Source organism: Marixanthomonas ophiurae (assembly GCF_003413745.1).
In the GTDB taxonomy this organism is placed as follows: Bacteria; Bacteroidota; Bacteroidia; order Flavobacteriales; family Flavobacteriaceae; genus Marixanthomonas; species Marixanthomonas ophiurae.
In genome coordinates, this window is the sequence record NZ_QVID01000003.1 from 53798 (window position 1) to 69511 (window position 15714).

At 37.0% G+C, this 15714-nt stretch carries 16 protein-coding genes; 8 read left to right on the plus strand and 8 right to left on the minus strand.

Annotated elements, in window-relative coordinates; translation table 11 throughout:
* Positions 1–31 precede the first annotated feature (31 nt).
* Genes DZ858_RS14985 through DZ858_RS14995 form a run of 3 tightly spaced genes read left to right on the plus strand, consistent with a single transcriptional unit; the run spans position 32 to position 1835 of the window.
* Complete coding sequence (locus DZ858_RS14985) at positions 32–856, plus strand: DUF6503 family protein (protein ID WP_117160520.1); 825 nt, start codon at positions 32–34, stop codon at positions 854–856.
* 5 nt (positions 857–861) lie between these two features.
* Positions 862–1218: a DoxX family protein gene (locus tag DZ858_RS14990; protein WP_117160504.1), complete on the plus strand. Its 357-nt coding sequence runs from the start codon at positions 862–864 to the stop codon at positions 1216–1218.
* A complete protein-coding gene (locus DZ858_RS14995) occupies positions 1215–1835 on the plus strand; it encodes an alpha-ketoglutarate-dependent dioxygenase AlkB family protein (RefSeq protein WP_117160505.1) in 621 nt (206 codons plus the stop codon). The genes DZ858_RS14990 and DZ858_RS14995 overlap by 4 nt, the downstream gene beginning before the upstream one ends.
* A 5-nt stretch (positions 1836–1840) precedes the next feature.
* Here DZ858_RS14995 and DZ858_RS15000 read toward each other — a convergent pair whose 3' ends face one another.
* Positions 1841–2620, minus strand: a complete 780-nt coding sequence (locus DZ858_RS15000) for a S1/P1 nuclease (protein ID WP_117160506.1) — start codon at positions 2618–2620, stop codon at positions 1841–1843.
* 146 nt (positions 2621–2766) lie between these two features.
* Between DZ858_RS15000 and DZ858_RS15005 the strand changes: the two genes are divergently transcribed.
* The 5 genes from DZ858_RS15005 to DZ858_RS15025 all read left to right on the plus strand — a co-directional run bounded on the left by DZ858_RS15005 (position 2767) and on the right by DZ858_RS15025 (position 6964).
* Positions 2767–3627, plus strand: coding sequence for an SPFH domain-containing protein (locus DZ858_RS15005; RefSeq protein WP_117160507.1), 861 nt, complete (start codon positions 2767–2769; stop codon positions 3625–3627).
* 26 nt (positions 3628–3653) lie between these two features.
* Entirely contained in the window at positions 3654–4583 is a 930-nt protein-coding gene (locus DZ858_RS15010) for an alpha/beta hydrolase (RefSeq protein WP_117160508.1), read from the plus strand.
* A gap of 1 nt (position 4584) precedes the next feature.
* Positions 4585–4746: an Arc family DNA binding domain-containing protein gene (locus DZ858_RS15015; RefSeq protein WP_117160509.1), complete on the plus strand. Its 162-nt coding sequence runs from the start codon at positions 4585–4587 to the stop codon at positions 4744–4746.
* Between the two features lie 51 nt (positions 4747–4797).
* Positions 4798–6135, plus strand: a complete 1338-nt coding sequence (locus tag DZ858_RS15020; RefSeq protein WP_117160510.1) for a DUF819 family protein — start codon at positions 4798–4800, stop codon at positions 6133–6135.
* Between the two features lie 112 nt (positions 6136–6247).
* Complete coding sequence (locus tag DZ858_RS15025; RefSeq protein WP_117160511.1) at positions 6248–6964, plus strand: DUF4369 domain-containing protein; 717 nt, start codon at positions 6248–6250, stop codon at positions 6962–6964.
* Here the strand turns inward: DZ858_RS15025 and DZ858_RS15030 are convergent.
* From DZ858_RS15030 to DZ858_RS15060, 7 genes are all read right to left on the minus strand, one after another.
* Positions 6959–7225 carry a hypothetical protein gene (locus DZ858_RS15030; RefSeq protein ID WP_117160512.1) on the minus strand — a complete coding sequence of 89 codons (267 nt, stop codon included), beginning with the start codon at positions 7223–7225 and terminating at the stop codon, positions 6959–6961. The two genes, DZ858_RS15025 and DZ858_RS15030, sit on opposite strands and share 6 nt — an antisense overlap.
* A 36-nt stretch (positions 7226–7261) precedes the next feature.
* Positions 7262–8239, minus strand: a complete 978-nt coding sequence (locus DZ858_RS15035; RefSeq protein ID WP_117160513.1) for a type I phosphomannose isomerase catalytic subunit — start codon at positions 8237–8239, stop codon at positions 7262–7264.
* A complete protein-coding gene (locus DZ858_RS15040) occupies positions 8239–8649 on the minus strand; it encodes a 6-pyruvoyl trahydropterin synthase family protein (protein ID WP_117160514.1) in 411 nt (136 codons plus the stop codon). Before DZ858_RS15040 ends, DZ858_RS15035 begins: the two co-directional genes overlap by 1 nt.
* Positions 8646–9164 carry an isopentenyl-diphosphate Delta-isomerase gene (gene idi, locus DZ858_RS15045; RefSeq protein WP_117160515.1) on the minus strand — a complete coding sequence of 173 codons (519 nt, stop codon included), beginning with the start codon at positions 9162–9164 and terminating at the stop codon, positions 8646–8648. Before idi ends, DZ858_RS15040 begins: the two co-directional genes overlap by 4 nt.
* Positions 9165–9276: 112 nt before the next feature.
* Positions 9277–11205 (minus strand): OmpA family protein, encoded by a 1929-nt coding sequence (locus tag DZ858_RS15050; RefSeq protein ID WP_117160516.1) that lies wholly within the window; start codon positions 11203–11205, stop codon positions 9277–9279.
* Between the two features lie 14 nt (positions 11206–11219).
* Positions 11220–12164, minus strand: coding sequence for a PorP/SprF family type IX secretion system membrane protein (locus tag DZ858_RS15055; RefSeq protein WP_117160517.1), 945 nt, complete (start codon positions 12162–12164; stop codon positions 11220–11222).
* A 54-nt stretch (positions 12165–12218) separates the two neighbouring features.
* A partial coding sequence (locus tag DZ858_RS15060; RefSeq protein WP_147309610.1) for a gliding motility-associated C-terminal domain-containing protein occupies positions 12219–15714 on the minus strand: 3496 nt, incomplete at its 5' end.

Here is a 15714-nt window from a genome sequence, read left to right on the forward strand (position 1 = left end):
AAGTTGTTTAGCGTTTTATACTTTTAAGGTTATGAAAAAAATACTTTTACTTTTTGCCGCAACTACATTATTTGTTAGTTGCAACGAAACACAGAAGCAGAAAACAGAAAAAATTCCCGTAGAACAAAATAATGGGATTGGAGATGGAGCTCCTTCCCTATCTACAGCATTTGCCGAAGGTGTTGAAAAAACACACAATAAAGAAGCTTTTTTAGAACACAACAATGTTTCGTTTGATATTGCTTTGAATTTTAATGGCGAAGAACGTTTAAACGGAACGTTTACGATGCGAACCAATTCGACAAAAATAAAATATGAATCTGAAGATGGAAAAACTATTATTTATGACGGCAAAGACGTTTTTCTAAGCCCTAAGGATGCTGAAATGAAATCTGCCCGTTTCGATATTCTTACTTGGCCTTATTTTATGGCAATGCCCTTTAAATTAACCGATCCCGGTACAATATGGGGTCCTGTAGAACAAGTATCTGAAAAGGATAATGAATATTCTAGAGCAAAGCTCACTTTTAAAAATGACATTGGCGACACCGCAGATGATTGGTACGAGGTTTATGTAGATAATAATACAAACTTACTAAGTTACGCAGCGTATATTGTTACCTTCGGAAAAAGTGTTGAAAAAGCTGAAGAAGCACCACACGCCATTCTATACGCAAACTATCAAGTAATTAATGATATTGCCATTGCAAATACTTGGAAATTTTACAACTGGAGTAAAGAGGAAGGATTATACGGTGATATTATAGGCGATGCAACCTTGAGTAATATTAAATTTACGGAATCTGCAGATTATACTGTTTCTAAAAATGCTAAAAAAGTAGAAGCTCCTAAATAAACTATATGACAAACTTACCTTGGCATCAATACCTAATGGGCGTGCTTTATATCTTGGCGGGCATCAACCACTTTAGAAAACCAAAAATGTATGAACGTATTATGCCCCCCTACATCCCAGCTCATTCAACAATGGTGCTACTAAGCGGTATCGTTGAAATGATTTTTGGCTTCATGCTCTTGAACAAAAACACGCAAAGTATCGCTGCTTGGGGAATTATTGTCATGCTGATTATCTTTTTTACCGTTCATATTTATATGTTGCAAGATGAAAGAGCGGCCATGAAACTTCCTAAATGGGCATTAATTCTACGTATTCCCTTGCAATTTGTATTAATCTATTGGGCTTATTTATATGTATGACACCTCTATTCCCTTCAGAAGAAAATAACACTCCTATACAACCCACTTTGCCAAATGCTGAAGTTGTTTATCATCCACATTTTATTTCAGAAAAGAAAGCTGACACCTATTTTGAAACACTCCTGAATGAAACAGACTGGCAGCAGGATGATATCACCGTCTTTGGAAAAAAATATAAGCAACCCCGACTAACCGCCTTATATGGTGAAAGTGGAAAAAGTTATTCTTATTCAGGAATTACTATGACACCTTTACCACTAACCCCAGTATTAACTAAAATAAAAAATAAAGTCGAAGAAATTTCTAGTGAAAACTTTAATGTTGTTTTATTAAACCTATATCGTGATGGGAAAGACAGCAACGGTTGGCACAGCGATGACGAAAAAGAACTAGACAAAAATCCAGTGATCGCATCGGTAAGTTTTGGAGCAGAACGCATGTTTCACTTAAAGCATAAACATGATAAAGCTTCAAAATACAAGGTAAATCTCAAAAATGGAAGCCTTTTAGTAATGAAAGGTCAAACGCAACATTTTTGGAAACATCAAATACCAAAAACAAAAAAGAACGTCTCTCCTAGGATTAATTTGACTTTCAGGAAAATTGTAAGCCACTAAATTATTTACCCAAAAATATCATTTAGCACTTCCGCTAAACGAATTCCACCTTTTTGTAATTGCATTCTAAGTACATCCATATATTCGTACATATAAGGATACCATAGTTTTTCGCCAACTTCAGTATTGCTATAAATATCTTCGCATAGTGCACGACTTTCGTACATCCAATCAGTTATGGATCCTTGTTGTATTTGTTTCAATTGCATTTTCGAAAGCTGTTTTTCATTTGCTGCTAACTCTGAATACGACATATTATAATCTTCAATCATTTTTGTGTCCCAAACTGAATGTAAATTAGTTCCTTCATTAAACCAACGTACTTGAAAATCGTTACCACCTTTATCTTTTGCTAAACCAATGTGCATGGGTTGATGCAAATCGCCCATAAAATGAACCAATAGCTTTAAGTAGAAAACCTTATCCTCTTTTGAAGCTTTTTCATCCTTAAGCACTTCAACACTTTTTTTAATTGCTTCTATAATATCACCCGCTTCATTTTTATCATGCTCTTCATAAGTAGATTCAAAAGGGAAGTTCACATAATGCCAAGGACCATATTTTCTATAGTTACTGTCACTTTTAATTTCATCAGCATAAGTAGAAACCAATGCAAGTGACTCACCATTTAGTAATTTTTCAATATTTCGCTTTGCTTTTTTAGTTAAATACTTTTTAGCAATTTCTCCTGTAGCACGATGACCATTACGCCCCCAATCTTCAGCCGGACGAGCTACTAATGCAGTAAAAGCAAATAAAACAAATAACAAGAAACCCTTTTTCATAATGTGTATTTTATAATATTTCTGAAGAAATTTTAAGCAAAGATACTATTCCTTGTTTTAAGTTAATATTATAATTAGTTGGAAAATTCAAAAAAAGAATTATATTTGTTTAATATCATTTTAATATCAAATTAAATTTAACTATTATGTCAAACGAAAAAACAATCACTCCAGCTAACGGTTATCTAATGCTGTTTGTATTTTTTATTATGATTGCAGCGGGCGTTGTTGGCTTGCTTCTTACCAAAAATGCTTGGTTTATTGCCTTATTTTTCCTAGGGTTATTAGCTCTACCAGGCTTTGTACTCGTAAACCCTAATGGCTCGAGAGTATTGCTACTCTTCGGAAAGTATATAGGAACTATAAAAAAGAACGGACTTTTTTGGGTAAACCCGTTATATGCAAAGAAAAAAATATCTCTACGTGCTCGAAACTTTGATAGCGAACGCTTAAAAGTGAATGATAAATTAGGAAACCCAGTCATAATTAGTACTATTTTGGTTTGGCGGGTACGCGATACACACAAAGCCGCTTTCGATGTTGACAATTATGAAGAATTTGTACGCATACAAACCGATGCTGCCGTTCGTGAATTGGCCAGTAAATACCCTTATGATAATTTCGCCGACGAAGGCATGGACGCCGATATTACTTTGCGTTCTAGCATGGAAGAAGTAAACGAAGCTTTGGTAAAAGGACTTGACGAACGTCTTACAATTGCCGGTATTGAAGTACTAGAATCGAGAATTGGCTATCTAGCGTACGCCAATGAAATTGCGAGTGCTATGCTTAAAAGACAGCAAGCCACAGCAATTGTTGCGGCACGTCATAAAATTGTAGAAGGTGCCGTTAGCATGGTCGAAATGGCTCTTAATAAACTAAGCAAAAAACAAATTGTAGATTTAGACGATGAACGAAAAGCCGCTATGGTAAGTAATTTAATGGTAATTTTATGTGGTGATAAAGATGCTTCCCCCGTTGTTAACACAGGAACATTAAATATGTAAACCAAGTTTTTCTAAAAATTTTTAATATGAAAAAGTTACTTATTTTACTTGCTCTATTTTACTTCGGAAGTGGTTACGCACAAGACAACTTTACTTCTGAAGAATTGAAAATAACCCCTTTGGTAGAAGGCTCACTTTTACTTCCTAAAACTTCAGAAAAAAAACCGCTTGTCATTATTATTGCTGGCTCGGGACCTACTGATAGAAACGGAAACCAGAATATGATGAAGAACAATTCGCTTAAATTTTTAGCGGAAGCTTTGTATAAAAAAGGAGTTGCTAGTTTTCGGTACGACAAACGGATTGTGAAAATCATGAAAAGGGGTGCAATGGATGAAAAGAAAATCAAATTTGATGATTTTATTAAAGATGCCGTTGACGTTACTGAACATTTTAAAAATGACAATCGGTTTGGCAAGCTTTACATTATTGGTCACAGCCAAGGTTCGTTGGTTGGGATGATTGCCGCCCAAAACCGAGCAGATGGCTTTATTTCTATTGCCGGTGCAGGACAAGAAATAGATGATGTCATTGTAGATCAGTTGGCAAAACAAGCTCCGGGTTTGGTTGACAATGCCCGACAGTCATTCGACGACCTTAGAGTAAATGGAACCGCTCAAAATTATAGTCCAGGTTTAGCTTCCATCTTTAGACCCGACATTCAACCCTTTATTTATAGTTGGATGCAGTACAATCCACAAGAAGAGCTTTCCAAGCTAAAAACCCCAGTTTTAATAATAAATGGTGACAAAGATTTACAAGTTCAAGTTAGCGAAGCGGAAGCTTTGTATAAAGCAAAGCCAGAAGCCACCTACAAAGTGATACCAAAAATGAATCATGTTTTAAAAGAAATAAATGGAAATGATCTTGAAAACAGCAAATCATACAATCAATATAATCTTCCTATTTCCGAAGAATTGATTACTGTGATTACTCAATTTATTGAATCTAATTAATATGCCTAAAAAGAAAGCCTTCGCCTTGCGCGTTAATGAAGACATGATGAAAGCCGTGGAAAAGTGGGCCGCAGATGAGTTCCGTAGCACCAATGGACAGATTGAATGGATGTTGCATGAAATGCTGAAAGATGCCAAAAGACTTCCGAAGAAGAAAGAGTGAACGATGTTTTTTAAGCAAATAATTGTATTTTGCAGTCAAACTAATTGATTCATGCAAGATAATCTTACCCAAGAAATTATTGATACAACTCCCTTTTTTACAAGTGACACCATTGTATTTGGTGTGCTTATGCTAACACTAGGGTTTATTTTTTATACTTCCTCAAAAGAAACCGGTTTTTGGAGTTCCTTTTACAAAATTGTTCCAGCCTTATTCATGGCATACTTTTTACCGGCATTATTGACCACTTTTGGAGTAATAGCTCCCGATTGGACCAGTATTTCTGAAACAGGAGAAGCTGTTGAAAACAGCTCTAACCTATATTATGTTTCTAGTCGATATCTATTACCGGCAGCTTTGGTATTGATGACGTTAAGCATGGATTTAAAAGCAGTTTTTAACTTAGGTCCAAAAGCACTCATTATGTTTTTTACAGGAACCATTGGAATTGTAATAGGTGGTCCCCTTGCCGTGTTATTAATAGGAACTATTTCGCCCGAAACTGTAGGTGGTGCAGGCGCTGATGCCGTATGGAGAGGTCTATCAACCCTTGCCGGAAGTTGGATTGGCGGTGGTGCTAACCAAACTGCCATGCTTGAAATCTATGGCTACAACCAAGAATTATACGGAGGTATGGTATTCGTAGATATTGTGGTAGCCAACATTTGGATGGCTATCATTTTAATAGGAATTGGTAAATCTGCCCGAATTGATAAATGGCTAAAATCTGACACTTCCGCGATTGAAGCCTTAAAACAAAAAGTTTCAGATTATGCAGCAACAGTAGATAGAAATCCTACCCTAACCGATTTAATGATTCTTGGAGCCATTGCTTTTGGTACTGTTAGTTTCGCACACTTAGGTGCAGGATACTTGAGCGTATTTTTTGAAGACTTTGTAAACAGTTTTCCAAAGGGGATTACCCGTAACGTATTTACCTTTTTAAGCTCCTCTTTCTTTTGGATGATCTCGATAACCACTCTTATAGGTGTTTTACTATCTTTTACTAAATTAAGAAGCTATGAAGGTGCTGGGGCGAGTAAATTTGGAAGTGTTTTTATCTATATTTTAGTTGCCAGTATTGGTATGAAAATGGACTTAACACTCATTTTTGACAATTTCGGACTCATCTTTATTGGTCTTGTTTGGATGATAATTCACGCTGGATTATTGATTTTAGTAGCTAAATTAATTAAAGCTCCTTACTTTTTCCTTGCAGTGGGTAGCCAAGCGAATGTGGGCGGAGCAGCATCTGCACCTATTGTGGCGTCAGCATTTCACCCGTCATTAGCAACTGTTGGAGTATTATTGGCTGTTTTTGGGTATGCCATAGGGACAGTGGCAGCGATACTTTGTACAGTACTAATGCAATTGGCGGCGGTTTCGTAAACAAGAAACTATTTGTTTTTCTGAAATAGCGTTGTTTAAAAGTAATTGGTATTTCAAGTTTTATGTTTCTTGCAAAATATGCATCTTTGCGATCTTAATATTTCAACATATAATGAGAATTCTATTCATCGCTTTAGCCGCTTTATTTTTAGTTAGTTGTTCCAATTCGAATCCTGAACAGGAAATGAAACTTTCTGGTAACGTTAAGGGACTTAAAAAAGGAACGCTATTATTACAGAAAATTGAAGATTCACTATTAGTTTCAGTAGATTCTGTAGCTATTGACGGCGATCCCAATTTTACATTTGTTGAAGAAATATCTAGCCCCGAAGTATATTACCTTTACCTACGCCTTAAAGATGGAACGCTTCGAGAAGATCGCATCCCTTTCTTTGCTGAGCCGGGCGAAATTATAATCAACACCAGCTTAAAAAAGTTTGGAGATGATTTTATAATAAATGGCTCTGAAAATGAGCAAGCACTTGATGAATACAAAAAGTTAATGCAACGATTTGCAGACAGAAACTTAGATTTGATTAAAGAAGAGTTTACAGCTCAAAAAAGTGAAAACGATTCCTTATTAAAAGCAATAAAGCGAAAAAGAACAACTGCTCTTTCTAGCAAGTATTTAGCAACTGTAAACTTCGCATTGAACAACAAAGATAAAGAGATAGCCCCATATTTGTTGTTAACAGAAGTATATGACGCAAATGTAAAATACTTGGACACTGTTTACACGTCACTTACCCCAAAAGTAAAAGACTCCAAATACGGAACGCTTTTGGAGTCTTTTATTTCAGAACGAAAAACGATGAAGGATAGCTTATAAAGCGTTAATCTTATCAATTAACTTTCTACCTTCAGTTTCTAATTCTTGGTTAATACTTTTAAAATGTTGCTTTTTATTTTCAACATCTTTTTGGTTTACCTTTACTATTAAAGCATCAAAAACAGCGATGGCTTCATCGATAATTTTTTCAGATTCTTTGGTTTCTTTTTTAGGATGGGTTAGTTGCCATATATAGACAGCTTCAATAATATCTCCCAACACATAATTTATGTCTCTTTTTAAGTCGCGTACACTTGCCATTTTATAAATATTTAATTTTGCGCAAGGTACGAACAATTACGGAATGTATGTTTCTAAAAGTGTTACAGAAGTAGATTTTATTTTAATTGAAGTAAAACAAGCGGGAATTAATACCGTTTCACCTTTTTTTACAGTTTCGGAAGTACTTTCGGTTTCTATTATTGCTTCTCCTTCCGTGCACATATAAACCACAAAAGAATCAATTTCAGCTAAATTGCGAGTGAAGTTTGTAGTAATGTTTAACTTATTGGTTTCAAAATACTGAAGGCTTTTTAAAGGGATTATACTATTTTCAACATCTTGATACGCGATATTATATTCAACATCTTCATAATTAATGGCGTCCTTTGCCAAGTCGGTATGCAAATCGCGCATTTCACCATTTATATCAGGACGATCCCAGTCGTAAATACGATACGTAATATCTGATGTTTGTTGTATTTCAGCCAAAAGTACTCCGGCACCAATGGCATGTATTGTGCCTGGAGCGATAAAAAAGGCATCTCCTGGTATTACTTTTTCGGAATGAAGAATATCTGTAATGTTACCTTCGGAAAGTTTTTTCAAGTAGCTTTTTTCATCAACTTTTTTATTAAAACCCAATATAAGCCGAGCGTCTTTTTCTATTTCTACAATGTACCACATTTCAGTTTTTCCAAAACTATTGTGACGGTTTTTAGCTAGTTTATCACCTGGATGTACTTGAACAGAGAGATCCTCTTGAGCATCAATGAATTTAAATAACAAAGGAAATTTACTTCCAAAGTTTGTATATACTTTATTACCAAGTAAGGTTTCTTTATATTTATTGATAACCGTAACTATCGTTTCATTTTTATATATCCCATTTGCAATTATAGAAGTATCGTCATCTAATCCAGAAACTTCCCAGCTTTCACCTATTTTTCCTTTTCCATTTTTATGCAATTTTTGAGATAGTTTATTTCCTCCCCATACTTTCTCTTTTAGAATCGGGATAAACTTTAAGGGGTATAATGTTTGAGTTTTGTTCATTATTTACCTGTATAGACTACAAAGTTACGAGGTGTTTCATATAGTTTTACCGAAATTTCAAATTTATCATCTAGTCTTTTGCGAAGTTTATTCCATATCACAATGGCAATATTCTCTACAGTTGGGTTTAGCGATTTAAATTGCTCAACTTCAACATTGAGGTTTTTATGATCAAAAGGGTCTTCTACCTCTTCTTTTATAATTGTTTTAAGAAAATCTAAATCGATTAAATAACCTGTTTTAAAGTCAATTTCCCCGGTCACACCTACTTCAAGCTCATAGTTATGTCCGTGATAGTTTGGGTTACTACATTTACCAAAAAACTCGCGGTTTTTTTCATCACTCCATTCTTTTACAAATAAACGGTGCGCTGCATTAAAATGTGCTTTTCTGAAAACTGTTAAACTCATAGAGTTAGATGTTTTTGAAATTTATCGAAAATAATTTTAAACCATGCTGTATAAACAGAAGGATTCTCTTTCATATCTTTCTCTACAGCTTCCATAGACATCCATCTCCAAGCGGCGACTTCATCTGGGTTAATATTTGGTTCGTCATTATATTTCCCAACTAACATATGGTCATATTCATGCTCGGTTAATCCATTATCGAAAGGTGCTTTGTAAATAAATGAAATGGTTTCTTTTAAATCTGTTGAAAACCCCATTTCTTCCTGTAACCTACGTTTTCCCGCATCAATGTTGTTTTCTCCATCTCTTTGGTGGCTACAGCAAGTGTTTGTCCATAATCCTGGAGAGTGATACTTATGCAAAGCCCTTTGCTGAATCATCAATTCATTTTTATCATTAAAAACGAATACCGAAAAAGCACGATGCAACAAGGCTTTTTCATGAGCTTCCATTTTGGGCATTAACCCTATTTTTTCATCCTTTTCATTTACAAGGACTACTTTCTCTTCTATCATGCAATTTCAGTTTTTTCAAAAATACGAAATAGCACCTTGTAAATAAAACCTAAATGAAAAGCGTTCAATAAAACTATTGAACGCTTTTTTAAAATATAATTTGGTTGATTAGTTAGTTCTGAATAATAAACATGGACCTTCGGTTTAACTGATGTTCTTCTTCGGTACATTTTACACCGTTTGAACATTCATTGACCAAACGGTTTTCACCATATCCTTTTGCACTGAGTCTACTGCGATCAATGCCCTTTTTAACAAGCCAATTAAGAGTTGATTGTGCTCGTTTTTCAGATAAGGCTTCATTATAACTGTCGTTTCCACGTGAGTCAGTGTGAGATTCTATGTGGATTATCAGTTCTGAATATTCTTGAAGTGCGGCTAATATTTTTGCCAGCTCCACTTCGGCATCCGGACGAATATTATAACGATCAAAATCAAAATAAATAGGCTGTAAGCTAAGGCGGCAACCTAAATCATCTGGAGGACAGTCTACTAGTTTTAATGGTAATGGAACTTCAACAGTTCCCGTTTTTATTGGTGTCGCCACTAATTTTTCATTAGGAGCATAACTTTCTTTTGTACCGCGTACTGCGTATTTACTATCACAATCTGCTGTTAAAGTATACCTCGCATCGGGACCAACCACCATACTTTTTACTTCTTTATTATTAGAATCTAAAAGCATTACGGTTGCTCCGGGTAGTAACTCCCCACTATCAACATCGGTTACTAAGCCGGTTATAGTGATTACACATTTTTCTTTCAGTAAGTATATTTCATCATCTACACTTCCGCGGGCTCCATCTCTATTAGACGTTAAATACCCAATTCTTTTTGTTTCTTTTATTATGAAGCCAAAATCATCTTGATTGCTGTTTGCTGGCTCGCCTAAGTTTTTTACTGCTCCGGGTTTCCCTTCATCTCCTAAGGGAGCCATGTAGATATCAAACCCTCCAAGACCAGCACGACCGTCACTTGAAAAATATAGGTTGTTCTCTTCGCTGATAAATGGAAAAGACTCTCTAGTTTCAGTATTTATTTCTTCTCCCAGGTTTACCGGTTCTCCATATTTATCTTTTCCTAAAATATCTACATACCATAAGTCGGACATTCCAAGACTCTCCGGCATATCAGAAGAAAAGTACAAGCGTTTTCCGTCCTTGCTTAGTGTAGGGTGGGCTACCGAATATTTGTCACTATTAAAAGGAAGCTCCTTAACATCAGTCCAATAAAACTCTCCGCTTTTGGTAGCTTTATATAACTTCAAGCGAATGGTTTTTTGTCTATCTTTTCCTTTTTTACCATCTAAGAAGTTATTTCTGGTAAAATACATAGTAGAGCCGTCTTTACTAAATGCTGGAGTAGACTCATGGTATTTTGTATTTATATCACCAGGAAGGGCTTGTGCATTAGATAGATTTCCGTCCTTATCAATATCGGCCACAAACAAATCTAAAAAAGGTTGATTATTCCATTCAGATATATTCCCTCCTTCGGCACTAGCTTTTGCTGTTGCAAATACTATTTTGTCTCCATAAAATGAAGGTCCAAAATCTGACACGTTACTGTTTGTAGAAACTTTCTCTAAAACAAATTCCCTTGATTCTTTCGCGATGCTATTTAAATAATTTGGATCGCTTTCAAAGTTTTTCACAATAAGACTATTGCCGCCATGAGCTGCAAATTGAAGCATCAATTCATCAGACTCCTTGTATTTACCTAAGCTTTTTAAGGACTGGGCAGCACGATAATAATATTCAGCTTCCGTTTCATTAGGGTATTCGTTCACTAGCTTTGAGTACCATTTGGCCGCATTGTCATAATCACTGTTCCAGTAGTATGTATCCCCTAGTTTTTTAAATATCTCTGCCGATTGATACCCGTCTTTTACTACTTTCAAGTATATTTCACGGGCATCGATATAGGCAAATTTATCAAAGTCTTCATTGGCCTTTTTTATTTCTTTACGCTGTGAAAAGGCGATGCCAACTGTAAAGAAGACAAGCAGGAAAAGAATAGATTGGTTAAGTGTAAGTTTCATAACGAGTAATTTTATTAAAAGAATCTTGGTGTCAATACGCGCTCTGGTTTGTTAAACAGATCAAAGCGTAAAAACACTTCATACGATCCATCACTGTAATCTTCAATATCAGTAGTCTGATAATCATAGCCAAAGCCAATGAATATCTGGTCGCTTACCTGAAAACCTGCCATAGCACTCAATGCCGCGCTCCATCTGTAAGAGGCGCCTAAGGTTAATTTATCATAGATCAAGAAGTTGGCCGATGCATCCCATTGTAAAGGAGAACCGCTCACTGCTTTAATTAAGGTCGCCGGTTTAAACTTTAGGTTTTCATTTATATCAAATACATAACCAGCAATTAAAAAGTAATGCAAACGCTCTGCAGGTGCAACATCTTTATCTACACTGAAATTTTCTAACGTGGACTCATCAAAGTGATTGGTTGTTAAAAAGTTGGGAACCGATAACCCAGCATAAAAACGATCTGTGTTGTAGTACACTCCTGCCCCTATCTGTGGTTGCAGCTTATTATCAATATTACTCTCAAAAAGATCACCTTGATCGAATATACTTAACTTGTTGAAATTAACATCCAACAGATCTAAACCTGCTTTAAGTCCGAAAGACAATTCAGCAGTTTCTGAAGTGTTAATAGTGTAAGAGTAGTCGATGGCTACATTGGATTCTACTGCAGGTCCTATCTCGTCCCTAACAATTGAAAGCCCCAATCCCATATTGTCTAAAACACCAATAGGTGAATTCACCGTAAAGGTTCCCGTCTTTGGAGCCCCTTCTAGACCAACCCATTGTGAGCGGAGCAATAGCCCAAAACTCAATACATCCCGTGATCCAGCATAAGCAGGGTTTACAATCTGTGTGTTGTACATATACTGCGTGTACTGTGGATCTTGTTGGGCGTTGCTTGAAAAGCTCCCAAGTAAAATCAAAACTATAATGGCTAAATAACTGTGTTTCATCGTTACATATTTTTATACCCCCGGAAGGTTGCCCTCCGGGAGGTTTTTGACTTTCTATCTATTTATATATAAGTACCCTGAATAACTTGCTTTACCCGGATTATCCGATGGGAAGCTAAGAATATAGAAGTACGTTCCTGTTGGTAATTCTTCGTTTGCACGTATTGTGGATCTACCGTTAGACTCTCCTTCAAAAACATTCTCCATACCGTTGGAACCTCCATAACCGTCGGTCTCCCATACTAGTACTCCCCATCTGTTGTATATCTTCACATTATTCTGTGAATAATCTTGGATACCAGCTATTACAAAGTAATCGTTTAAGTTGTCGCCGTTAGGGGTGATACCGTTGAATATCTCAAAGTCTCCTTCAGGATCTACATTAGGTAATACTGTAACGGTAGGATCATCTGGTTCCCCATCTCCATTATTATCAATATCATCATCATTGTTTGGATCATCAGACTCATCTGTTACAACCGTGCCTTCATAATCTTCTCCTGTCACAATAGCTTGATTAATAACTTCACCAGCCTCTATATCTGCATCATTAATAGAATAGGTCCCAGTAAATGTTGTATTATCGGTCACTCCTGGATCAAGAGAAGCTATTGGGCCTCCTTGAATATCTATTCCTGGCAGTGGATCATCTATCGTAATATTATAAAGTGTTATAGTTCCAGTATTTGTCACACTGAAGGTATAACTTATAGTTTCACCTATCTGTGGAATACCATCTCCATTTTCATCATTGAATACACCTGATTTTTCTAAGGACATAGAAGAGGTCTGACACAGTGTTGTCACTGTTGCATCATCATCATTAATTGTTGCCCCAGAATCATCCATTACAATATCACCTGCAGGCGTAGTACCTTCGGCCGTAGCCTGGTTTACTACTTGTCCAGCATCTATATCAGCTTGTGTTACTGTGTATACTGCAGTAAACGTAGTAGCATCTGTAGCTCCCGAAGCTAAACTTATCGGGCCGCCACTTACTGTTACCAATGGATCGGTTACTGTTACATTAGTCAGGTCTACAATCCCTGTATTGGTCACAATAAAGTCATATACAATCGTTTCTCCTACTTGCGTACAGCCATCTCCATTTTCGTCAGAAAGGGTTCCTATTTTAACTAAAGCAATTGCTCCATTTTGACATAGTATTGTTACCGTTGGATCATCATCATTAATGGTTGCTCCAGAATCATCAGTTAAAATACTTCCGTCTGGGGCAGTTCCTTCAGCAGTTGCTTGGTTTACTACCTGACCCGTATTGATATCCCCTTGAGTTATAGTATAATCTCCATTATATATCCAAGTCTCGGTTACATCTAATTCGCCATCGCCATCGGTATCACCTGTTGGCCCGTTGATTGTTGCAATCAATGGATCGGTAATAGTTACGTTAACTATGCTTACGTTTCCTTCATTGGTTACGCTGAATGTATAACTAATTGTTTCACCTACATTACTACAGCCATCACCGTCCTCGTCATTAAAGATTCCAGTTTTAACTATTGCTATATCAGCATTTTGACACAATACTGTTACTGTTGGATCATCATCGCTTATTGTTGCGCCTGAGTCATCGGTTACTATCGTGCCATCAGGATCCGTCCCTTCAGCCATAGCTTGGTTTACAACTTGTCCAGCATCTATATCAGCTTGTGTGATAGTATAATCTCCATTATATATCCAAGTCTCGGTTACATCTAAATCACCATCACCATCTGTATCTCCTGTTGGGCCGTTGATTGTCGTAATCAATGGATCAGCAACCGTTACGTTAGCAAGACTTACGTTTCCTTCATTGGTTACACTGAATGTATAACTAATTGTCTCCCCTACATTGCTACAGCCATCTCCGTCCTCATCATTGAAGATTCCAGTTTTAACTACTGCTATATCAGCATTCTGACACAATACTGTTACTGTTGGATCATCGTCGCTTATTGTAGCGCCTGAGTCATCGGTTACTGTATCACCTGATGGTGCTTCACCTTTAGCCGTTGCTTGGTTTACTACTTCACCTGTATCAATATCGGCTTGAGTAATAGCATAATTAGCAGTATAAATCCATTCTTCTGTTACATCTAATTTACCATCACCATCAGTGTCGCCACTATCTGGTCCTGTAATAGTTCCTCCTAATAATGGATCAATTACCGAAACAAATGATAAGCTTACGTTTCCTTGATTAGTTACACTGAATGTATAACTGATTGTCTCTCCTACATTGCTACAACCATCTTGGTCTTCATCATTAAAGATTCCAGTTTTAACTATTGCTATAGCTGGGTCCTGACACAGCTCTGTTATTGTTGGATCATTGTCAGTTATCGTTAAACCAGACTCATCAGTCACTACCGTTCCATCTGGAGCCGCACCTCCTGCTGTTGCTTGGTTAATTACTTCACCTTTATCAATATCTTCTTGTGTGATTACATATGTTCCTGTGTATTCCCACTCTTCGGTTACATCTAACTCACCATCACCATCGGTATCACCTGTTGGTCCGCTAATCGTTGCGATTAATGGATCGGTAACAGTTACGTTTTCTAAACTTACGTTTCCTTCGTTGGTTACTGTGAAGGTATAGTTGATCTCTTCGCCAGGTTGTGAACAGTCACCACCATCGTCATAGCTGCTTGTCTTAACAATTGCTATAGCTGGGGTTTGACATAATTCAGTCTCGGTTGGATCGTCATTATCTACGGTGCTTCCTGAGTCATCTGTTACTACTGTCCCGTCTGGAGCAGTTCCTTCTGCTGTGGCAGTGTTGGTCACGCTTCCATTATCAATATCTTCTTGTGTGATTACGTATGTTCCTGTGTACTCCCACTCTTCGGTTACATCTAACTCACCATCACCATCCGTGTCACCTGTTGGTCCGCTAATCGTTGCGATTAATGGGTCGGTAACCGTTACGTTTTCTAAACTTACGTTTCCTTCGTTGGTTACTGTGAAGGTATAGTTGATCTCTTCGCCAGGTTGTGAACAGTCACCACCATCGTCATAGCTGCTTGTCTTAACAATTGCTATAGCTGGGGTTTGACATAATTCAGTCTCGGTTGGATCGTCATTATCTACGGTGCTTCCTGAGTCATCTGTTACTACTGTCCCGTCTGGAGCAGTTCCTTCTGCTGTGGCAGTGTTGGTCACGCTTCCATTATCAATATCCGTTTGTGTGATTACGTATGTTCCTGTGTACTCCCACTCTTCGGTTACATCTAACTCACCATCACCATCCGTGTCACCTGTTGGTCCGCTAATCGTTGCGATTAATGGGTCGGTAACCGTTACGTTTTCTAAACTTACGTTTCCTTCGTTGGTTACTGTGAAGGTATAGTTGATCTCTTCGCCAGGTTGTGAACAGTCACCACCATCGTCATAGCTGCTTGTCTTAACAATTGCTATAGCTGGGGTTTGACAGATGGGTACTATCGTGGAATCATCTTCTGTATAACTGTTGTTATCAGATTCATCTGTTACATCATCTCCTTGTGGAGGTGTTCCTGTTGCTAATGCTCGGTTCTCAAACTCTCCA